Genomic DNA, 20,747 nt, shown 5'->3' on the forward strand with positions numbered 1-20,747 from the left:
GGCAACCACCCGCTCGCGCAAGTCCATCGAATAGGGCTTCGCCATCAAGGCTGGCCTCCTCGCCCAGCCTGCATCTTGAATCAGACTTCTCGCCCCAACGGAATCCTCAATCGATTCAGAGCAATGTCATCCCGCTCTAGACAAGGAATCGCGTCAGCGCGCAACGAGTATGCGAGCAACCCGCAGGCTCTGACCCGCGCAAGCTTGGACCGATCATTAAGAGCAGCGCGACCGAGCTCAAAGGCGTCGTCACTCACGCGGGCATATTTTGTCGCGTAGAATATCAATGCTATTCGACCATCAGACGTTCTGAAGCGGGGGTAGGCCCGCCTAAAATATGGCATGAGCGCAGAGCCGTGAGCCCGTATTGATAACCAAACATTCTCACCATCGAGGCTGCTCCGAGTGTCGAGCCCATCCACGGCTTGTTCGATAGCGCTATCCATCGGAGCACTATGACACTGCTCAGCGTGACGGCAAAATGGGCGCAAGTTGCCTATTTATACCAGTGTCAAAACCGAACGGTTCTGGCACGCCACGCCGGCGTGCCCTGCCTGACAAGAACCGTTCCACAAGTGTGGGGTGACGCCCTCCGCTCAAACCGCCACCTCCGCCTTGATCGCCGGATGCGGATCATAGCCCTCGACCGCAAAGTCCTCGATCCGATACGCGTCGATGCTTTCTGCGGGCTGCAACGTCATCCGCGGCGCGGGGCGCGGTTCGCGGGCCAGCTGTTCGCGCGCCTGGTCGAGGTGATTGCGATACAGATGCACGTCGCCCCCCATCCAGACGAGGTCGCCGGGGGTGAGGCCCGCCTGTTGCGCCAGCATCAGCTGGAGCGCGGTCGCGCCGATCCAGTTGAACGGCAGGCCCAGCATCGCGTCGCAACTGCGCTGGAAGAGGAGCGAATTGAGCCGCCCTTCGCTGGTGACATGATATTGATAGACCATGTGGCACGGCGGCAGCGCCATGTCGCCGAGTTCGGGGACGTTCCAGCCGTGGAAGAGGATGCGGCGGCTCGACGGATTGGTGCGCAGCTGGTCGATGACGGTCGCGATCTGGTCGTGCTCGCGCCCGTCCGCGCCCCGCCAGCGCCGCCATTGCTTGCCGTAAACCGGGCCGAGATCGCCCCAGGTCTCGGCGAACGTCGCATCGTCCAGGATACGCGCCTCGAACGCGCGCTGGTCGATCGCGTTGCCGGTCTCGCGCCGATAGCGGGCCAGCGGCCAGTCGGTCCAGATGCGCACGTTCTGCTCCAGCAGCTCGCGGATATTGGTGCGCCCGGTCAGGAACCACAGCATCTCCTTGACAGCGGTCTTCCACGACACCCGCTTCGTGGTGAGCAGGGGAACATGACCTTGGCTGAGGTCGAAACGCGCGGTGACCCCGAAGACCGACAGCGTGCCCACACCCGTCCGGTCGTCGCGCGCGTCGCCGGTGTCGAGGATGCGGCGCAGAATCTCGAAATACTGGGCGTCGGCGGTCATCCGTTGCTCCGGCAGGCGCGAATCGCCTTCGGTTCGGGGCGGGCGCCGGTGGCACGGAAGGTCGCGAGATAGGCGCCCGCACCCGGCATCTCGCGCCGCGCGACCTGGCTATAGCCGACCGCCGCGAATTCGCATTTCAGCAGCGCCGGTGGCGTGCCATGGTTCTGCGTCGGGCGATCGGCATCGACGACGACGACCAGCCCGTCGGGCTTCAGCGCCGGCCGCAGCCGCCAGAGGAAGGCATAGGGCTGCGCGATCTCATGGTACATGTGCACCATCAGCACCCGGTCGAAGCTGGCGGCGGGCAGCTTGGGATCGTCCGGCTCGCCCAGTTTCACGCTGACCGTGCCCAGCCGCTCGCGCGCCACGCGTTCGGCGAGCGCATCGCGGACTTCGGCGACGATGTCCTCGGCCAGCACGCGCCCCTGCGGCCCCACTCGGCTGGCCAGGCGGATGGTGTAATAGCCCTCGCCCGCACCGATGTCGGCCACCGTCATGCCGGGGCGGATGTCGGCGCCGTCCATCACGCGTTCGGCCTCACGCACGCGGTCGCGCGCCTCCTCGGTAGACCAGCGCGACGAGACGATGCTGGCGACCGGACGATCGGCGACCGGGAACACCGGCGCACGCGGCTCCGGCTGCTTGAGCAACGGCTTCGACCCGTCGCAGGCGACAGCGAGGAGGGCCGATAACAGCAATCCGCTCACCCTCACCCCTCTCAGTCGCCCTCGCCTCCCTCTCCCGCCGGGAGAGGGAGGGAGCGGCGAAGGCGCGGAAGGGTGAGGGTGACAACGCATCGTCAGTCGACGTCCTCGACCTGCGCGACTTCGCCGGTCACCCGCTGCGACAGCGCGGCGGCCATGAAGTCGTCGAGGTCGCCATCGAGCACGTCCGACGGACTGGTCGAGGTGACGCCGGTGCGCAGATCCTTGACCATCTGATAGGGTTGCAGGACGTAGCTGCGGATCTGGTGGCCCCAGCCGATATCGGTCTTGCCGGCATTCTCCGCATTGGCCGCCGCTTCACGGATCGCGAGTTCACGCTCGTAGAGGCGCGCACGCAGCTGGTTATAGGCCTCGGCCTTGTTCTTGTGCTGCGATCGCTGGTTCTGGCACTGGACGACGATGCCGGTCGGGATATGGGTGATGCGCACCGCCGAATCGGTGGTGTTGATGTGCTGCCCGCCCGCGCCCGACGCGCGATAGGTGTCGATGCGCAGGTCGCTCTCGTTGTAATCGACTTCGATATTGTCGTCGACGACCGGGTATACCCAGACGCTGGCGAACGACGTGTGGCGGCGCGCGGCGGAATCATACGGGCTGATCCGCACCAGCCGGTGGACGCCGCTTTCGGTCTTGGCATAGCCGTAAGCGTTCTCGCCCTTGAGCAGCAGCGTCGCGGACTTGATCCCCGCCTGTTCGCCCGAATGCTGGTCGATCAGTTCGACCTTGAGGCCCTGTCGCTCGCCCCAGCGCGAATACATGCGCGCCAGCATCCCCGCCCAATCCTGGCTCTCGGTGCCGCCGGCGCCGGCGTTGACCTCGATATAGGTGTCGTTGCCGTCGGCTTCGCCCGCCAGCAGCGCCTTGACCTTGTCGCGGGTGGCGCGGCGCGCGAGTTCGGCCAGGCTGGAGACGCCGTCGGCCTCCATCTCCGTATCGCCCTCGGCCTCTGCCATCTCGATCAGCTCGACGGTATCGTCCAGTTCGGACTGGATCGCACGCGTCGCGCCGATCGCCTCGTCCAGGCGGCGGCGTTCGCGCATAACCTCCTGCGCGGCGCGGGGATCGGACCACAGGGCCTGATCCTCGACGCGCGCGTTGAGCTCGTCCAGACGACGTAGCGCGCGCTCCCAATCGAGGAAGCGGCGGAGCAGCGCCAGCGCCTCGTTGATCGTATCGACATGGGCCTGCGCTTCGGCGCGCATGAACTCTCTCCAATGGGCGCGCGACCTTCATGGCGCGCGCGTTGTCGGGCAAGCGGCTAGTAGATTCCGCCTTCCCTTTGCAAGAAATCGCTTTCGCGCGGTGCCTGGGCGCGGGGCGCGGCTGTAGCGGTTGCGGCGGGCGCAGGGCCGGCGGCGCGGCGCGCGCGGCGGCGCGGTTCGCTTTCCGGCTTGAAGGCTTCCCAGATCACCGCCGGCTTGGGATGGCTGTCGGTGGGAAAGGTGCCATAGACCGGGCGGCCGCTGCTGCGATCGATGCGGACCATGCGGATGCCCGGCGGCGCGCGGAACGGCAGCTTCTCCATCCCCTCATAGGCCCGGATCGCGAATTGCTTGAAAATGGGCGCGGCCAGCGTGCCGCCCTGCGCATAGCCGCCCAGGTTCCGCGGCGTATCGTAACCGATGTAGAGCCCGCCGATGAACTGCGGCGTGCCGCCGATGAACCACACGTCGCGCGGGCCGCTGGTCGTGCCGGTCTTGCCGAACATCGGCCGATCCAGATCGCGCAGCACGGTCGCGGTGCCGCGCTGGATTACGCCCTCGGTGATGTGGACCATCTGATAGGCGGTCAGCGCGTCGATCACCTGGCGCTGGCGCACGCCGGGCCGCGGCATCGCGCGCCCGTTCCAGTCGGAGGCGTTGCACCCGTCGCAGGGGCGCCAATTCTCCGGCAGGATGACCTTGCCGTGGCGGTCCTGGACGAAGTCGATGACGGTCGGCGCGTTGCCGCGTCCCTGGTTGGCCAGCGTGGCATAGGCGTTGACCATCTTGTCGACGGTCGTCTCGCCCGCACCCAGCGCGTAGGACAGATACGGCTCATAAGTGCCGATGCCCGTCCGCTTGAGCACGTCCACGACCTTGGGCATGCCGGTCTGCGCGGCGGCGCGCACCGTCATCAGGTTGCGCGACTGTTCGATCCCCCAGCGCATCGTATGCGGGCCGGCGCTGCGCATGTTGTCGAAATTGCGGAAGCATTTGTTGCCCAGCCGCGCGCCCTGATAGACGCAGAACGGCCCGTCGACGATGATCGACGCGGGGGTCATGCCGTTTTCCAGCGCGGCGGCATAGACCAGCGGCTTGATCGTCGATCCCGGCTGGCGCTGCGCCTGGGTCGCCCGGTTGAAGGATTGCAGCCGCGTGTCGAAGCCGCCCTGCATCGCCAGGATGCGTCCGCTCGCGGGCTCCTCGACCACGAAACCGCCGGAAATGCGCGGTACGGAGCGCAGCGCATAGTCGGTCCCCGCCGGCGCGACCGCGATGATGTCGCCGGGCTTCAAGGCGGCAAAGGCGGTGCCGCCTACCCCACGCACTGGCATCTGCGCGCCCCAGCGCGGCAGGGTGGCGGTGCGGCCGTCGGTAAAGCCGATCGTCCAGGCGTCGCCCGCGCGCGCGACGACGATCGCCGCGCGCCAGTCCTTGTAATCCAGCCCGATGTTGCGGTTGAGGAAGGGCTGCAACCAATTGCCGTCCTCGATCTCCACCTCGCGGATCGGCCCGGACCAGCCGCGCCCTGCATCGTAGCGGATCAGGCCATCGCGCAGCGCCTCGGCCGCCAGGTTCTGTAGCCGGGTATCGAGCGAGGTACGCACCCACAGCCCCCCCGAATAGACGCTGTACGGCCCGTCGCGCGCCGTCTCGCCATATTTGGCGATCAGCTGGCGGCGGACCTCCTCGACGAAATAGCCGCCGACGCTCTCGTATTTGGGCGTGCGCCGCAGGATCGTGCCCAGCGGCTCGGCGACCGCCGCGTCGTGCTGCCCGGCGGTGATGAAGCCGTTGCGCAGCATCTCGCCCAGCACGTAATCGCGCCGCGTCGTGGCGCGGTCGGGGAAGCGGACGGGATCGTAATTGGCCGGTCCCTTGGGTAGGATCGCCAGATACGCCATCTGCGCCAGGGTAAGCTCGTCCAGTTCCTTGTCGAAATAAGCGTGCGCCGCGGCCTCGACCCCAAAGGCGTTGCGGCCGAGCGCGATCTGATTGAGGTAGAGTTCGAGGATCTGCGGCTTGGTCAGGGCATTCTCGATCTTGTAGGCCAGGATCGCTTCCTTGACCTTGCGGGCATAGCTCACCTCGCTGGTCAGCAGCAGGTTCTTGGCGACCTGCTGCGTGATCGTCGATGCGCCGACCGGGCGCCGGTCGCTCTGCATATTGGTCAGCACCGCGCGCGCGATGCCGGGGTAGTCGACGCCGTGATGCGCGAAGAAGGTCTTGTCCTCGGCGGCCAGGAAGGCGCGCACGAGCATCGCGGGATATTCGGCATAGCTCAGTTCGACGCGTCGTTCGCGCGCGTAGGCTTGCACCGGCACCCCGTCGATGCCGCGGACATTGGTGGGCAGCGGCGGCTCATAGGCGCGCAGGGTATCGACCGAGGGCAGGTCGCGCATGAACGCCAGCCAGAACACGCCGACTGCGAGCAGGAACAGCCCGGCCAGCGCGGCCAGCACCTTGACCAGGCGGCGCCGCCACGCGCGCACGAGCCACCCCACCCAGCCGGGAGCAGGAGGGCGATGCAACGTGAAGCGCGTGTCTTGGGGAGGTGTGGACGCCATATACTATGCTGGCCCTTAACATGTTGGCGGCAGCATGCCACCGCTTCGCATCAGCCCGCCGTTATCGCGCTCCACATGCCGGTCACCGTGCGGCCAGCGCCCGCGCGAAATGAACCTCGACCGCGCGCTTGACGCTCTCGGCGATTGCATGACGCCCTTCGCGGCTGTCGAGGAAGGCGGCGTCCTGGGGATTGGAGAGATAGCCCGTCTCGAAGAGGATCGAGGGAAGGTCTGGTGCCTTCAAGACCATCAACGACGCCATGCGGTGGAAATTGGGCTTGAGCGGCATCAGCGGTCGCGCCTCGCGGCCGAGCAGGCGGGCGAAGCCGGCGGAAGCGTTCATCGTCTCGCGCTGGGTCAGGTCGATCAGGATGGAGGATATGTCGGCGCCCGCCTCGCTCGGGTGCAGGCCGGAGATCGCATCGGCCTTGTTCTCGCGTGCGGCCAATCGGGCGGCTTCCTTGTCCGACGCGACCTCGGAGAGCGTGTAGGCCGATGCGCCCGTCGCACCTGCTCCTCCCGCACCCGCACCAACGCTGTCGCAGTGGATGGAGATGAAGAGATCGGCCTTCAGCCGCCGCGCGATGCCATAGCGTTCGCGCAGCACCAGGTAGCGATCGTCGTCCCGCGTCAGCGCCACGCGCACCCGGCCCGAGGCGAGCAGTGCGTCGCGGATCGCCTGCGCCACCTTGAGCGTCACGTCCTTCTCGCGCAGCCCGAGTTCTGCATTGCCGGCACCAGGGTCGATGCCACCGTGCCCTGCGTCGATGACGACCAGCGGCCGCGATGCGTCGCCCTGCACGCGTGGCAGCGGCTGCGCGCGCGCCGGGGGCGGAACGGCGATCGACAGCTTGTACGGCTTGGCCGTCCGTCTGTCGCCGCCGCGGAAAGGCCAGAAGTCGAGCGTCGGCACCAAACTGGCCGCAGCGAAGCGGGGCGCGACCGGTGGGAGCGCAGCGCCACGCGCGGCCATCGCCGGCGCGGGCGCTTGCAGGAAGCCGAGCATCAGGGCGATCAGCGCGAACACCTTATCGTTCATGCCGCGCGGGGCACCCCACCGTCCAGCGAAAAGCCGTTCGCGCCGCGCCCCGAACCCGCCGAAATCGCGAGTCCCGCTGCGCCGGAAACACGCCATCGTCGCGGTTGCGGGTGAGGAACATGCCTGCTAGCATCGCGGAAGCATCCGTGCGTCGGGCGAAATCCGACGCAACGGGCCATCGGCCGGCCCCATCCCGGGCGCGGCCGTTTACCCAGGTTGACGCTCGCATGACGCCTATCCCCCGCCCGCAAGACCGACCGGCCCGAGCCGTCGTCGTCGCGGGTCTTGGGGTGCCCCGGCTTTCGCCCCGGCATGCGCTACGAGCAGACGCAATTCGACAAACCCATTGCGCCGCCGGTTCGGGCCGACGCGCATCCCATCATCGCGCGCGGCCGCTGGAGGACACCCTTTGGGGATCACCCGTCGGCAGGCTGCGCGCGCGGAGAACCACCAATGACCACGCGTATGCTGATCGACGCACGCCACCGGGAAGAGACCCGGATCGCCGTCGTACAAGGTAACAGGATCGAGGAATTCGACTTCGAATCCGCCGAGCGCAAGCAGCTCAAGGGCAATATCTACCTCGCCAAGGTAACCCGCGTCGAACCGTCGCTACAGGCCGCGTTCGTCGATTACGGCGGCAATCGCCACGGCTTCCTGGCATTCAGCGAAATCCACCCGGATTATTACCAGATCCCCAAGGAGGATCGCGAGGCGTTGCTGCGCGAGGAGGCTGAGCACGCCGCCGAGGAAGCCGAATTGCGCGCCCGCCAGGACGCCGATGAGGACGACCACGGCGACGAAGATCGCTACGATGCCGAGGATGAGCACGACGACGGCGACCATGCCGAGGACGATCATGGCGACGAGCAGGACGACGTAGGCGGGGAAGGCGATGCCCTTCCTGCACCCAAGACCGCAGTCAACGACGATCAGGTGGAGGCGCTGCGCACCCGCCGCATGAACCTTCGCCGCCGCTACAAGATCCAGGACGTGATCCGCCGCCGCCAGGTGCTGCTGGTCCAGGTCGTCAAGGAGGAGCGCGGCAACAAGGGCGCGGCGCTGACCACCTACCTCAGCCTCGCGGGCCGCTATTGCGTGCTGATGCCCAACACGTCGCACGGCGGCGGGATCAGCCGCAAGATCAGCAACGCGGGCGATCGCAAGCGGCTGAAGTCGATCATGGCCGATCTGTCGCTGCCGCCGTCGATGGGCTGCATCGTCCGCACCGCAGGATTGCAGCGCACCAAGGTCGAGATCAAGCGCGACTTCGACTATTTGGCGCGCCTTTGGGACGGTATCCGCGAGGAGACGCTGAAGTCGGCCGCGCCCGCATTGGTCTATGGCGACAGCGACCTCATCAAACGCGCGATCCGCGACATCTATAACAAGGACATCGAGGAAGTCGTCGTCGAGGGCGAGGACGGCTATCGCCAGGCGCGCGAGTTCATGAAGCTGCTCATGCCGAGCCACGCGCGCAAGGTGAAGCATTATTCCGACGCTGTCCCGCTGTTCCAGCGTGCGCATGTGGAGGATCAGCTCGCGGCGATGTATAATCCCGTCGTCCAGCTGAAATCGGGCGGCTATCTGGTCATCAACCCGACCGAGGCCCTGGTGTCGATCGACATCAACTCCGGGCGCTCCACCCGCGAACACAATATCGAGCAGACCGCGACGGCGACCAATCTGGAGGCAACCGCCGAGATCGCGCGCCAGTTGCGGCTGCGCGACATGGCCGGGCTGGTCGTCATCGACTTCATCGACATGGACAACAATTCCAACGTCCGCAAAGTCGAAAAGGCGATGAAGGAGGCGCTGAAGAACGATCGCGCGCGCATCCAGGTCGGGCGAATTTCGTCGTTTGGGCTGATGGAGATGAGCCGTCAGCGGCTGCGCACCGGCGTGCTTGAGGCATCGACCCGCCAGTGCCCGCATTGCGAGGGCACCGGGCTGGTGCGCACCGCCTCGTCGGCGGGCCTCTCGGCGCTGCGGCTGATCGAGGACGAAGCGGCACGTGGGCGCGGCTCGCTGCTGACGTTGCGCGCCAGCGTCGAGGCGGCGGTCTATGTCCTCAATCGCAAGCGGGCGGACATCGCCGAGATCGAGGATCGCTACGGCGTCCATGTCGAAGTGCTGCCCGACGGCGAGCAGGAGGGCGCACGCATGTCGGTGGAGGCGAGCGGCCCGCCGCCGGCCTATGCCCCGCGTTTCGAACCCGCGGTGATCGAGGAGATCGAGGACGACATCCCCGAGGAGATCGAGGAGGAAGAGGACTTCGTAGAAGACGCCGAGGACGAGGTCGTCGAGGAACGTGCGCCGCGTGCCCCGCGCGACGACGCAGGCGATGCGGGCGACGAGAGCGGACGCAAGCGCCGCCGTCGCCGCCGCGGCCGTGGCCGCCGCCGCGAGGAAGGCGACGCGGGCGAAGTCTCCAGCGACGCGGGCGTCGATGAGGACGCAGAGGCGCCTGAAAGCATCGGGGACGCCGGCGAGGAAAGCGGCGAGGCGATCGAGGCCGAGGGCGTCGAGGAGCCGGGCGATAACGCGGGCGAGCAACCGGCGGAAACCGGCGAAGGCGCACGCCGCCGTCGCGGACGCCGGGGCCGCCGTGGCGGTCGTCGCGACGCCGCAGAGGCGGCCACGGAGTCTGCTTCGGAGGCTGGCGAAGAGGCCGTGGCCGATGCGGGGGCTGTGGCGGCGACTTCGGAAGAGCCAGAGAGCGAGCCGGAACTGCCGATCGTCGGTGACGCGCCCGTAGCCGATGCGCCCGAGGCGGAGGAAGCACCCAAGACGCGGCGACGCCCGCGTGCCCGTGCCGCTTCCGCACCCGTCGAGCAAGCTCCCGACGTTGCGGAAGCCCCGGCGGACGCACCCGCCGAGGAGGCCCCCAAGCCACGGCGTTCGCGCCGCAAGCCCGCGGCTGTCGAAGCGACGGTAACCGAGGCAACGGCCGTGGACGCCGAAACACCGGCTGCCGAAACCGCGCCGGCTCCCGAGGAAGAGGCGGCCAAGCCCCGCCGCCGCTCGCGGCGCAAGCCGGTGGCGGCGGATGCGGTCACGGCGGTCGCCGATGCGGGTGACGCCGGGCCGATCGTGTCGCCGCTTGTGCTCGCCACCGGCACCGACGCGGACGACGATGCGCCGGCCCCTGCGGCCGCCACCGGGTCCGATGCTTCCGCGACGGAAAGCGGCGAGGCGGAATCGGACGACGAGGCGGGTTCGCCCCGCCGCGGCTGGTGGCAGCGGACCTTCGGCGCCTGATCGTTGCGCGCCGTGCGGGGCTTCCCGCACGGCGCCGCGTATCCCGCGCGCTGTTGTGAAATCCTCGGGCAGGGCCGATATGGCTGGCATGACGCGCATCCTTGCCGCCCTGACCTGCACGGCCCTGCTCTGGGCGCAGCCCGCCGTCGCGCAATCGGTGCTGCGCGATGCAGAGACCGAGGCGATGTTCGCCGATATGGCAGCCCCGGTCGTCACCGCAGCGGGACTGTCGCCGCGCAACGTCCAGGTGGTGCTGGTCAACGACGACTCGGTCAACGCGTTCGTCGCGGGCGGGCAGACGGTCTATATCCACTCGGGCACGATCCAGGCCGCGGACACGCTGAACGAGGTTCAGGGCGTGTTCGCGCACGAAATCGGTCATATCACCGGGGGCCACGTGCCGCTGGGCGATCGCATGATGAAGGCGCCGCTGGCGATCACCGTGCTGTCGATGGTGCTGGGCCTGGGCGCGATGGCGCTGGGCGGCGGCGAGGCGGGCGCCGGGATCATGGCGGCGGGGCAGCAGGCGGCGCAAGGGTCGTATCTCGCGTTCTCGCGCACCCAGGAATCCTCCGCCGATGCCGCGGGCGCGAATTATCTCACCGGCGCAGGCATCACCGGCAAAGGGTATCTGAGCTTCTTCAAGAAGATGCAGCAGCTCGAATATCGCTACGGCATCACGCGCAAGGTCGGCTTCATGCTCGATCACCCGGTGTCGGGCGAGCGGATCGCCAACCTGACCGAGACGCTGACCTCGGCCGCCCCGTGGAGCCGGCCACCCGACCCGGCGCTGGAGGAACGCTTCCGCCGGGTGAAGGCCAAGCTGAAGGGTTTTGTCCAGACGCCCGACAGGACGTTGCAGGATTATCCCGAGCGCGATCAGTCAATCTACGCGCACTATGCACGCGCTTATGCCTATCACAAGGCGGGCTACCCCGACAAAGCCGATGCCGAGGCGCGCGCGCTGGTGAAGGCCGAGCCGGATAACCCCTATTTTCTGGAGATCGAGGGGCAGATCCTGCTCGAGGCGGGACGCCCGCGCGATGCGCTGGCGCCGCTGCGCCGCGCGACCGAGGGATCGGGTCAGAACCCGCTGATCGCCACCACCTTCGGCCACGCGCTGATCGCAACCGAGGACAAGGCGAATTATCCCGAAGCGATCAAGATCCTGCGCGTGGCAACCGCACGCGACGATCAGAACCCAACCGCCTGGGCGCAACTGGGCACCGTCTATGAGGCGAGCGGCGACTCGCCGCGTGCCGCACTGGCGACGGCCGAGCGCGCGAGCATGACCGGGGACAGCCGCACCGCAGCGCAGAGCGCGGCCTATGCGCTGGCCAACATCCCGCCCAACACCGCCGACTGGATCCGTGCGCAGGACATCGCGATGACCGCACGCAACGACATCCAGGACAATCCCAAGAAGTACAAACGCCGATGATACGCTGGCTGATGCCCCTGGTCGCGCTGGGCGGCGCCGCGCTGGGTGCGGTGGCGGTCGTCGCCTATGATCGTGCGGCGCCGGGCGCGCTGGGCGCGGCGGATACAGCGCGGGTCGAACGGGTGGTGCGCGACTATGTCCTCGCCCATCCGGAGATCATCCCGGAGGCGATGCAGCGGTTGCAGGCCCGCGAAAGTGCCCGGGCCGTCGCCGCCGTCGGCGGCGACCTCACCCGCCCGTTCGGCAGCGCGTGGACCGGAAACCCGCGCGGCGACGTCACGCTGGTCGAATTTTACGACTATAATTGCGGCTATTGCCGGGCCAGCCTGCCGCTGCTCAAACAGTTGGTACAGCGCGATCCGCGCTTGCGGATCGTCTATCGCGAATTGCCGATCCTGGCGGAATCGAGCCGGGCGGCGGCCCGCGCCTCGCTGCTGGCCGCGAGCCAGGGCAAGTTCGCTGCCTTCCACGACGCACTCTATGCCGGCGGCCCGGTGAGCGACGCGACGATCGCACGCGCCGCCGCGCGCGCCGGGGTCGATCCGAGCCAGGGGGATGCCTTCCGGGCACGCGCCGATGCGGAAATCGCGCGCAACCTCAAAGCCGCAGGCCAGCTGGGCATGACGGGTACGCCGAGTTGGATCGTCGGCGACCGAATGCTGGCCGGTGCGCTGCCGATCGAGGACATCGAAGCCGCGATTGCCGCCGCGCGAGGCAAACCGCGGACGTGAGCGACACGATCCTGGACGTCGCCGGAGTCTCCAAGACCTATGCCGACGGCACCGTGGCGCTCGAACCGGTCGATCTGGCAATCCGCCGCGGCGAGATCTTCGCGCTGCTCGGGCCGAACGGTGCGGGCAAGACGACGCTCATCAGCATCGTCTGCGGCATCGTCACGCCATCGTCGGGCACGATCACCGTCGACGGCCACGATGCCCAGCGCGACTATAAGCACGCGCGCCGCAAGATCGGGCTGGTGCCGCAGGAACTGTCGACCGACGCGTTCGAAAGCGTGCTGGCGACGGTGACGTTCAGCCGGCGGCTGTTCGGCCGCTCGGGGCACAGCGCCTATATCGAACAGGTGCTGCGCGACCTGTCGTTGTGGGACAAGCGCCATGCGAAGATCATGGAATTGTCGGGCGGCATGAAGCGCCGCGTGCTGATCGCCAAGGCGCTGGCGCACGAACCCGACCTGCTCTTCCTCGACGAGCCGACCGCGGGCGTGGACGTCGGGCTGCGTCGCGACATGTGGAAACTGGTCCACCGCCTGCGCGCGAACGGCACGACGATCATCCTGACCACCCATTATATCGACGAAGCCGAGGAGATGGCCGACCGCGTCGGCGTGATCGCGCGCGGCAAGCTGCTGCTGGTCGAGGACAAGGCGGCGCTGATGCAGAAGCTGGGTAAGCGCGAGCTGAAGCTGGCACTGGCCGCCCCGCTTGCGGCGATCCCGGCCGCGCTGGCGCAATGGAGTGTGACGCTGGAGGACGAGGGTCACACGTTGCGCTACGTCTTCGATGCGAAGGCCGACGACAATGGCGTACCCGCCCTGCTGCGCGCGCTCGACGCCGCCGGCATCGCCTTCAAGGATCTGGAGACGCGCAAGTCCAGCCTGGAGGATATCTTCGTCGACCTGGTGGAGGCCAGGGCGTGAGCCACTCTCTGATCCTCCCCAAGCTTCGCTTGGGGAGGGGGACCGCCGCCGCAGGCGGTGGTCGAGGGGCAAGGCCGCACGAGGCATCGCCTGGCACCTGCCCCTCCACCATGCTTCGCATGGTCCCCCTCCCCGAGCGAAGCTCGGGGAGGACTAAGGAAGAAGCATGAACCTGCACGGCATCTGGGCGATCTACCGCTTCGAAATGGCGCGCTTCGGACGGACGGTGTGGACGAGTCTCGCCACCCCGGTCATCACCACGTCGCTCTACTTCGTCGTCTTCGGCTCGGCGATCGGCGCACGGATGGGGAACGTGTCCGACGTGCCCTACGGCGCCTTCATCGTGCCCGGACTGATGCTGCTGGCGATCTTTTCGGAAAGCATCCTCAACGCCAGCCTCGGCATCTACATGCCCAAGTTTACCGGCACGATGTACGAGCTTCTCTCCGCACCCTTGTCACCGATCGAGACGGTGCTGGGCTATGTCGGTGCGGCAACGACCAAGTCGGTCATCATCGGCCTCGTTATCTTCGCCACCGCGCATCTCTTCACCCCACTGCACGTCGAACATCCGATCGCGATGCTCGGGTTTCTGGTGCTGGTGGCCGCCACCTTCTGCCTCTTCGGATTCGCGATCGGCATCTGGGCCAAGGGGTTCGAGCAATTGCAGGTCATCCCGCTCCTCGTCGTCACGCCGATGACGTTCCTGGGCGGCGCCTTCTATTCGATCGACGTGCTGCCCGAACCATGGCGCACGATCACGCTATTCAATCCGGTGGTCTATCTCATCAACGGATTCCGCTGGACCTTCTTCGGAACGAGCGACGTCGCGGTGGGCGTCAGCCTGGCCGTCACCGCGCTGTTCCTGCTGGCGTGCTGCGCCTGGATCGGCTGGATTTTCAAGACCGGCTGGCGGCTGAAAAGCTGAGCCGCAAAGCCGGTTTCGCCAACACCGTTCGTGCTGAGCGAAGTCGAAGCACCTGTGGCGGGCGTGCCCTCGACTTCGCTCAGGGCGAACGGCGTTGTGGCCCAATCAATCTACCGCACAACCGGCAACACGATCCGCGAGCCCGTGCACACCTTTTGCGTCGCCCGGACGAAATCCGCGGGCTTCGCGCGCGCGATGTTGGGGACGAAGGTCTGCGGATTGCGATCGATGACCGGGAACCAGGTCGATTGCACCTGCACCATGATCCGGTGGCCCTTTTTGAACACATGATCGTGGTCGCGCATCGGCACGTCCCAGGCGGTCACGCTCCCCGGCACCAGCGGCTGCGGCACGGCGCCGCTCTTGAGAAAGCGACCGCGGCGTACCTCCATCGCGATCGGCAGCTGATAGCCGTTGAGCGACCGGGTGTAATCGCCCAGCTTCGGCGTCTCGGGCGCTTTCTCGTAATCATCCGGGAAGACGTCGATCAGCTTGACGACGAAATCGCTGTCGGTGCCGCTGGTCGAAGCCATCAGCTCGGCCGCGACCTTGCCGGTCACGGTCACATCGGCGTCGAGCGGCGCGGTGCGCCACGTCAACACGTCGGGGCGACCATCGACGAAGCGCTGATCCTCCGCCTCCCACCATTGCCATTCCGGGCTGGGATAGGTCGGGCTGATCGGGCGGGGACGGAACGGCACCGGGTGCGCGGGGTCGGACACATAGTCGCGGCATCCCTCCCCCGCCGGCCTGGCGAAGGACAAGGTGCCGTCGTCCCTGAGATACAGGCTCGTCGGCTTGGCCGCAGCCGGGGGCCATGCGGCATAGCTTTTCCATCCCCACGAACCGCTCTGGAAGCTCTTGACCTCATACGCCGGCTTCGCGCCCCTGCCGTGCAGCCACCAGGCGAAGAACGGCGCCTGCACCTCGTCCAGGAACTGCTGCCCGCTCGGCACGCCATAGGGTATGCGGCCGAGGTTGTTCGCGTCAGGTCGGCTCCAATAGCCGTGGCTCCAGGGTCCGGCGACCATGACGTTCAGGCGATCCGGATCGTTCGCCTCCTGCTTGGCGTAGATGTCCCACGATCCGCTCGGGTCTTCCTGATCCCAATAGCCCGCGACGTTCAGCGTCGGCACCTTGGTACGACCGAGCACGTCGACCCAGCGTTGCCGCGTATAGAAGGCATCGTAATTCGGGTGATCCAGCAGCGACGTGAACATCGGGATGCTGCCCTTGAACCGGGTCGTGTCGACATTTTCCACCGACCCGGTCCGCAGGAACCAGTCGTAGGTGTCATAGGCGCCGTAATCGAAGATCGCGTCGTCGGCCTTGTCGTGCTGGAGCATGTAGAGCCAGTCGGTGGCGTAACTCAGCCGCAGCGCGCCGTTCCGATGCAGATCGTCGGCCTGCCAGTAATCGGTCCACGCCGCCTGCGGGCTGACGGCCTTGAGCGCAGGATGCGGCCCGGCGAGCGCGATGGCGGCGGCGAACCCGGGATAGGATATGCCCCACATGCCGACCTTGCCGTTGCCGCCGGGCATCTTCGCCAGCCAGCCGACCGTGTCATAGGCGTCGGTCGCCTCGTCGGTGGCCCTGGCGTCGCCGGGGTGGACCGCGGTGGAGAAGGTGAAGACGCCGTCCGACTTGAACCGCCCGCGCATCGACTGGACGACGAAGACATAGCCGTCCTTCGCCAACGCCGCCCAGCTTTTCGGCATCGACGCGGGCGCGCGATCGGGGACGCCGTAGGGCGTGCGCTGGAGCAGCACCGGCAGCGGCCCGGCGGCGTCGCGCGGGCGCAGGATCACGGTCTGCAACCGCGCGCCGTCGCGCATCGGGATCATCACCTCTTCGAAGGTGAAGGGGGATTGCGCAACGGCAGCGGCCTGGGGCCGGGCGCCGGACGGCGAAGCGGCGACCGCCGCGAGCGCCACCGCCACGAAAAGAGCGCTACGCATGATGCCAGATTCCCCCCGGTGGACGACGCGGGGAATAAGAGCAAAGCCGCGCTAGGTGTCAACGCCGCAACGGGGGACTTTCAGATCCGGTGCTCGCCCTTCACCCAGCGCACCGTGCCCGAACTTGCGCGCATCACGACGCTCTCGGTGGTCATCGTCCCCGCCTTGCGCTTCACCCCGGCGAGGAGCGAGCCGTCAGTGACGCCGGTGGCCGCGAAGATGCAGTCGCCCTTGGCCAGTTCGGTCAGGTCGTATTGCTTGTCGAGATCGGTCACCCCCCATTTGGCGGCGCGCCCGCGCTCGTCGTCGTTGCGGAACAGCAGACGCCCCTTGAACTGCCCGCCGACGCAGCGCAGCGCGGCGGCGGCCAGCACGCCTTCGGGGGCGCCGCCCGAACCCATGTAGATGTCGATCGTGGTGTCGGGGTTGGTCGTGGCGATCACGCCGGCCACGTCGCCGTCGCCGATCAGCATGATGCCGCAGCCGAGCGCACGCAGTTCCGCGATCAGCGTTTCGTGGCGCGGGCGATCGAGGACGCACGCGATGATGTCGCGCGGGGACACGCCCTTGGCGGCGGCCAATGCGGTGACGTTCTCGGTCGGCGTCCGATCCAGGTCGATCAGCCCTTCGGGATAACCGGGTCCGATCGCGATCTTGTCCATATAGACGTCCGGCGCGTTCAGCAGCCCGCCCTCCTCCGCGATCGCCAGCACCGCCAGGCTGTTCGGCCCCGCGGTGGCGCAGATCGTCGTGCCTTCCAGCGGATCGAGCGCGATGTCGATCTTTGGGCCGCTGCCGATCGCCGAGCCGACCTTCTCGCCGATGAACAGCATCGGTGCCTCGTCGCGCTCGCCCTCGCCGATCACCACGGTGCCGTCCATGTAGAGCGAGTTCAGCGCCTCGCGCATCGCCTCGACCGCCGCCGCGTCGGCGGCCTTCTCGTCACCGCGGCCGACCAATGTGGAGGCGGCGATGGCGGCAGCTTCGGTAACGCGAACCATCTCCAGCACGAGGACGCGGTCGAGTACCTGGCTGGCGGCGGCGGTCATGGGAATCCCCTTATCTGGTGTGGCCGCGGGATAGGCACGCACACGCGCGATGTCGAGACGTGTGCGTCGCCGACGCGCACGGTGGAAAACGCCGACATCTGGCGCGAAATCCCGTCGCGCGGCATTGCCGTTCCCACAAGCGCAAGGACATGTCGTTGATATAGCTGGCTTGTTGCTTCTGGCACGGTACCTGCAAAGCATCGGACATAGCGGCGCACGGCGCGCCAACCTGTTCCGACGGAGATAGACGATGCACGATTCGCACACCGCCCCGACCAATCAGAAGGACAATCTGCTCGGCATCTGCGCGGCACTGGGCGCCGATTTCGGCTTCAACCCCTTCTACCTGCGCGTCGCGCTGGGCGCGGGTATTCTGTGGAATCCGGTCGCAATGGTGGTCGGCTATCTGGCCCTGGGCGCGGTGGTGCTCGCCACCCGCCTGCTCGTGCCCGACGCCCGAAGCGCGACCGCCGATGTCCAGCAGATCGGCCCGGCGCGCACCGCACCGAACGCACGCGCCAACGATACCGTCGAACTGGCCGAGGCGGCTTGAGGCGTCAGTCGCGGAGCAACTCGTTGATGCTGGTCTTGGCTCGCGTCTGCGCGTCCACCCGCTTGACGATGACCGCGCAGTAGAGGCCGGGGTTGCTCCCGGTCGATCCGGGCACGACGACCGCATAGGGGGGCACCTCGCCCTTGAAGACCTCGCCCGTCGCGCGGTCGATGATCTTGGTCGAGGCGCCCAGATACACCCCCATCGACAGCACCGCGCCTTCGCCGACGCGCACGCCCTCCGCCACTTCGGACCGCGCGCCGATGAAGGCGCCGTCGCCGATGATGACCGGATCGGCCTGGAGCGGCTCCAGCACGCCGCCGATCCCCGCCCCGCCCGACAGGTGGACGTTGCGGCCGATCTGCGCGCAGCTGCCCACGGTCGCCCAGGTATCGACCATCGTGCCTTCGCCGACATAAGCGCCGATGTTGACGAAGCTGGGCATCAGGATCGCGCCCTTGCCGACGAAGGCGCCGCGGCGGACGACCGATCCGGGCACCGCGCGAAAGCCCGCGGCGCGGAACTCGGCCTCGCCCCAGCCTGAGAATTTCGTCGGCACCTTGTCGAAGCCGCCGTCCATCACGCGATTGTCGTTGAGCCGGAATGACAGCAGCACCGCCTTCTTCAGCCACTGGTTGACCCGCCAGCCGCCGCCGTCAGGCTCCGCTACCCGCGCCTCGCCCGCATCGAGCAGGGCGAGCGCCTGCTCCACCGCGCTGCGGACGTCGCCCGCGGTGTCGAGCCCCAGGTTGGCGCGGTCTTCCCACGCGGCGTCGATCGTCGTCTGCAAGTCGGTCATGCGGTCTCCATGATCTCGTTCAGCCAGCCCGCGAGGTCGCGGACGACATGGTCGATATAGCTGCGGTCCGGGTCGGGCGCCTGTTCGGAGCCGTTGTCGATCCACACCGTCGTCATCCCGATCGCCTTGGCGGGCGCCAGGTTGCGCGCCATGTCCTCGACGAACAGCGCGCGATGCGGGTCGATCGCATGGGCCGCGCACAGCCCGCGATACGCGCTGACGTTGGGCTTGGGCACCAGGTCCATCGCGTGCAGGTCGTGCACCGCCTCGAACGTGCCGCCCAGCCCCAGCCGGTCGAGCACTTTCAGCGCATAGGGCTTGTCGCCATTGGTGAAGACCAGCTTGCGCCCCGGCAGCCGCGCGATGGCGGCGGCCAGCGGCGCATCCACCTCCAGCGCGTCCATCTCGACATCGTGGACATACGCCAGGAACGCGTGCGGATCGACCTGATGCTCGCGCATCAGCCCGGCCAGCGTCGTGCCGTGCCCCATGAAATACGCCTTCTGGATACGGTGCGCCTCCGCCGCGTCGACGCCGAGCAGTTTCTCGACGAACGCGGTCATCCGCCGGTCGATGCGCCCGAACAGGTCTGCACGCGCCGGATAGAGCGTGTTGTCCAGATCGAAGATCCAGGTGTCGATATGGGCGAGCGCAGGCAGCATGAGCGCGCGTTAGAGGGGACACCCCTATGCCGCAAGGTCACCTCACCCCGGACGTGTTCGGCGCCTGCCTTCGACCACACACCCCGGCTTCGACCGCACACCACCTCGGCTTCGAAAACGTACCACCCCGGCGCAGGCCGGGGCCCAGGTGCGCCGTTCCCGCATGTTCGGGTGGTCCGCTCCCTCGACACCCGGCAGCAGCTGGGCCCCGGCCTGCGCCGGGGTGGACGATGGTTCCTCATGCTAGACGGACAAAGGTCACCTGTTCCCGCGGAACACGTCCCAGGCAACGATGACATTGTCGAGATGGCTTCCCACATGCTTGCGATGACCGCTTACGCCCTCCTCGATCTCGTCCCCGTCGTCGAAGGCGGCACCGTCGCCGGCGCGCTCGCCAATGCCGCGGACCTTGCGCGCCATGCCGAGGCGTGCGGCTTCACCCGCTATTGGGTGGCCGAGCATCACGGCATGGCGGGGATCGCGAGTGCCGCCACCGCCGTGGTGATCGGCCATGTCGCCGCCGCGACGCGGACGATCCGCGTGGGTGCCGGCGGGATCATGCTCCCCAATCACGCACCGCTGACGGTCGCCGAGCAATTCGGCACGCTCGACGCGCTGTTCCCCGGCCGGATCGACCTGGGGCTGGGCCGCGCGCCGGGATCGGACCAGCGGGTGGCGCGCGCGATGCGGCGGACGCTGGAAAGGGATGCCAATGCCTTCCCCCGCGACGTCATGGAATTGCAGAGCTATTTTGCCGATGCCAATGGTTCTGGGGGCCAGACCGGCATCGTCGCGACGCCGGGCGCGGGTGCCGATCCCGAGATGTGGATATTGGGATCGAGCCTGTTCGGCGCGCAGCTCGCCGCGGCGCTGGGGCTGCCGTTCGCCTTCGCCTCGCACTTCGCGCCCGATGCGCTTGACCAGGCAATGGCGATCTACCGCCGAGACTTCCGCCCGTCTGCCAAGCGAGCGCGGCCTTATGCGATGGCGGGGTTCAACGTCTTCGCCGCCGAAACCGATGCAGAGGCCGAACTGCTCGCCTCGTCGCAACAGCAGGCGTTCGTGGCGCTGCGCACCGGAACCCCACGCAAGCTGCCACCACCCGTAGCAGGCTACCGCGAATCGTTGGGAGCGCAGGGCGCCGCGATCCTCGATCACGTGCTGTCATGCTCGGCGATCGGCGGCCCGGTCAAAGTGGCGCGAGACATCGCGGCGTTTGTGGCGAGAACGCAGGTGGACGAGGTGATGATAACCAGCGCGATCTACGATCACGCCGCCCGCAAGCGGAGCATCGCGATTGCAGCCGACGCGATGAGGGAGGTGGCAGCCGCCGCCTGACGCGCGCGATTCGATCTCAGTTAACACGCGATAAGAGGATTTGCCGATTTCTTCGTAACTTAGCCCCACCCGGATGATCCA

General features: G+C 67.5%; 16 protein-coding genes. 7 read left to right on the forward strand and 9 right to left on the reverse strand.

Annotated elements, in window-relative coordinates; translation table 11 throughout:
- Positions 1-596: 596 nt before the first annotated feature.
- From thyA to VF643_RS10670, 5 genes are all read right to left on the reverse strand, one after another.
- Positions 597-1,487 carry a thymidylate synthase gene (thyA, locus tag VF643_RS10650; RefSeq protein WP_331043369.1) on the reverse strand — a complete coding sequence of 297 codons (891 nt, stop codon included), beginning with the start codon at positions 1,485-1,487 and terminating at the stop codon, positions 597-599.
- Positions 1,484-2,194: a class I SAM-dependent methyltransferase gene (locus VF643_RS10655; RefSeq protein ID WP_414713842.1), complete on the reverse strand. Its 711-nt coding sequence runs from the start codon at positions 2,192-2,194 to the stop codon at positions 1,484-1,486. Before VF643_RS10655 ends, thyA begins: the two co-directional genes overlap by 4 nt.
- Positions 2,195-2,286: 92 nt before the next feature.
- Positions 2,287-3,414, reverse strand: a complete 1,128-nt coding sequence (prfB, locus tag VF643_RS10660) for a peptide chain release factor 2 (protein WP_331043371.1) — start codon at positions 3,412-3,414, stop codon at positions 2,287-2,289.
- Between the two features lie 56 nt (positions 3,415-3,470).
- Entirely contained in the window at positions 3,471-5,981 is a 2,511-nt protein-coding gene (locus VF643_RS10665) for a penicillin-binding protein 1A (protein ID WP_331043372.1), read from the reverse strand.
- An 82-nt stretch (positions 5,982-6,063) separates the two neighbouring features.
- On the reverse strand, positions 6,064-7,116 hold the full coding sequence (locus VF643_RS10670; RefSeq protein WP_414713843.1) for an N-acetylmuramoyl-L-alanine amidase family protein: 1,053 nt from the start codon (positions 7,114-7,116) through the stop codon (positions 6,064-6,066).
- Positions 7,117-7,473: 357 nt separating this feature from the next.
- On the opposite strand from VF643_RS10670, the gene VF643_RS10675 reads away from it, so the two are divergent.
- The 5 genes from VF643_RS10675 (at position 7,474) to VF643_RS10695 (ending at position 14,307) form a co-directional block, all read left to right on the forward strand.
- A complete protein-coding gene (locus tag VF643_RS10675; protein WP_331043374.1) occupies positions 7,474-10,281 on the forward strand; it encodes a ribonuclease E/G in 2,808 nt (935 codons plus the stop codon).
- An 88-nt stretch (positions 10,282-10,369) separates the two neighbouring features.
- On the forward strand, positions 10,370-11,722 hold the full coding sequence (locus tag VF643_RS10680; RefSeq protein ID WP_331043375.1) for a M48 family metalloprotease: 1,353 nt from the start codon (positions 10,370-10,372) through the stop codon (positions 11,720-11,722).
- The gene (locus tag VF643_RS10685) at positions 11,719-12,453 is read left to right on the forward strand and encodes a DsbA family protein (RefSeq protein ID WP_331043376.1); all 735 of its coding nucleotides are present in this window, start codon (positions 11,719-11,721) and stop codon (positions 12,451-12,453) included. Before VF643_RS10680 ends, VF643_RS10685 begins: the two co-directional genes overlap by 4 nt.
- A complete protein-coding gene (locus VF643_RS10690) occupies positions 12,450-13,379 on the forward strand; it encodes an ABC transporter ATP-binding protein (RefSeq protein ID WP_331043377.1) in 930 nt (309 codons plus the stop codon). Before VF643_RS10685 ends, VF643_RS10690 begins: the two co-directional genes overlap by 4 nt.
- A 166-nt stretch (positions 13,380-13,545) precedes the next feature.
- Entirely contained in the window at positions 13,546-14,307 is a 762-nt protein-coding gene (locus VF643_RS10695; protein ID WP_331043378.1) for an ABC transporter permease, read from the forward strand.
- A 110-nt stretch (positions 14,308-14,417) separates the two neighbouring features.
- On the opposite strand, the gene VF643_RS10700 is transcribed toward VF643_RS10695, so the two are convergent.
- Together VF643_RS10700 and glpX are read right to left on the reverse strand one after the other, a co-directional pair.
- Positions 14,418-16,265 carry a CocE/NonD family hydrolase gene (locus tag VF643_RS10700; RefSeq protein ID WP_331043379.1) on the reverse strand — a complete coding sequence of 616 codons (1,848 nt, stop codon included), beginning with the start codon at positions 16,263-16,265 and terminating at the stop codon, positions 14,418-14,420.
- Positions 16,266-16,345: 80 nt separating this feature from the next.
- Positions 16,346-17,314 (reverse strand): class II fructose-bisphosphatase, encoded by a 969-nt coding sequence (gene glpX, locus VF643_RS10705; RefSeq protein ID WP_331043380.1) that lies wholly within the window; start codon positions 17,312-17,314, stop codon positions 16,346-16,348.
- Between the two features lie 250 nt (positions 17,315-17,564).
- Here glpX and VF643_RS10710 point away from each other — a divergent pair, with 250 nt between their 5' ends.
- A complete protein-coding gene (locus tag VF643_RS10710; protein WP_331043381.1) occupies positions 17,565-17,867 on the forward strand; it encodes a PspC domain-containing protein in 303 nt (100 codons plus the stop codon).
- Positions 17,868-17,871: 4 nt separating this feature from the next.
- Here VF643_RS10710 and dapD read toward each other — a convergent pair whose 3' ends face one another.
- Together dapD and VF643_RS10720 are read right to left on the reverse strand one after the other, a co-directional pair.
- Positions 17,872-18,666, reverse strand: coding sequence for a 2,3,4,5-tetrahydropyridine-2,6-dicarboxylate N-succinyltransferase (dapD, locus tag VF643_RS10715; RefSeq protein WP_331043382.1), 795 nt, complete (start codon positions 18,664-18,666; stop codon positions 17,872-17,874).
- Positions 18,663-19,328, reverse strand: coding sequence for a pyrimidine 5'-nucleotidase (locus VF643_RS10720; protein ID WP_331043383.1), 666 nt, complete (start codon positions 19,326-19,328; stop codon positions 18,663-18,665). The genes dapD and VF643_RS10720 overlap by 4 nt, the downstream gene beginning before the upstream one ends.
- Before the next feature lie 327 nt (positions 19,329-19,655).
- On the opposite strand from VF643_RS10720, the gene VF643_RS10725 reads away from it, so the two are divergent.
- The gene (locus tag VF643_RS10725) at positions 19,656-20,666 is read left to right on the forward strand and encodes an LLM class flavin-dependent oxidoreductase (RefSeq protein ID WP_331043392.1); all 1,011 of its coding nucleotides are present in this window, start codon (positions 19,656-19,658) and stop codon (positions 20,664-20,666) included.
- Positions 20,667-20,747: the final 81 nt, after the last annotated feature.

Source organism: Sphingomonas sp. (assembly GCF_036387595.1).
Classification (GTDB): Bacteria; Pseudomonadota; Alphaproteobacteria; order Sphingomonadales; family Sphingomonadaceae; genus Sphingomonas.

Excerpts from the sequence above, each read along its gene's own strand:
- thyA (WP_331043369.1), bottom strand. The coding sequence starts at position 1,487 with ATGACCGCCGACGCCCAGTATTTCGAGATTCTGCGCCGCATCCTCGAC.
- prfB (WP_331043371.1), bottom strand. The coding sequence starts at position 3,414 with ATGCGCGCCGAAGCGCAGGCCCATGTCGATACGATCAACGAGGCGCTG.
- VF643_RS10665 (WP_331043372.1), bottom strand. The coding sequence starts at position 5,981 with ATGGCGTCCACACCTCCCCAAGACACGCGCTTCACGTTGCATCGCCCT.
- VF643_RS10670 (WP_414713843.1), bottom strand. The coding sequence starts at position 7,116 with ATGGCGTGTTTCCGGCGCAGCGGGACTCGCGATTTCGGCGGGTTCGGG.
- VF643_RS10675 (WP_331043374.1), top strand. The coding sequence starts at position 7,474 with ATGACCACGCGTATGCTGATCGACGCACGCCACCGGGAAGAGACCCGG.
- VF643_RS10680 (WP_331043375.1), top strand. The coding sequence starts at position 10,370 with ATGACGCGCATCCTTGCCGCCCTGACCTGCACGGCCCTGCTCTGGGCG.
- VF643_RS10685 (WP_331043376.1), top strand. The coding sequence starts at position 11,719 with ATGATACGCTGGCTGATGCCCCTGGTCGCGCTGGGCGGCGCCGCGCTG.
- VF643_RS10695 (WP_331043378.1), top strand. The coding sequence starts at position 13,546 with ATGAACCTGCACGGCATCTGGGCGATCTACCGCTTCGAAATGGCGCGC.
- VF643_RS10700 (WP_331043379.1), bottom strand. The coding sequence starts at position 16,265 with ATGCGTAGCGCTCTTTTCGTGGCGGTGGCGCTCGCGGCGGTCGCCGCT.
- glpX (WP_331043380.1), bottom strand. The coding sequence starts at position 17,314 with ATGACCGCCGCCGCCAGCCAGGTACTCGACCGCGTCCTCGTGCTGGAG.
- VF643_RS10710 (WP_331043381.1), top strand. The coding sequence starts at position 17,565 with ATGCACGATTCGCACACCGCCCCGACCAATCAGAAGGACAATCTGCTC.
- dapD (WP_331043382.1), bottom strand. The coding sequence starts at position 18,666 with ATGACCGACTTGCAGACGACGATCGACGCCGCGTGGGAAGACCGCGCC.
- VF643_RS10720 (WP_331043383.1), bottom strand. The coding sequence starts at position 19,328 with ATGCTGCCTGCGCTCGCCCATATCGACACCTGGATCTTCGATCTGGAC.
- VF643_RS10725 (WP_331043392.1), top strand. The coding sequence starts at position 19,656 with ATGACCGCTTACGCCCTCCTCGATCTCGTCCCCGTCGTCGAAGGCGGC.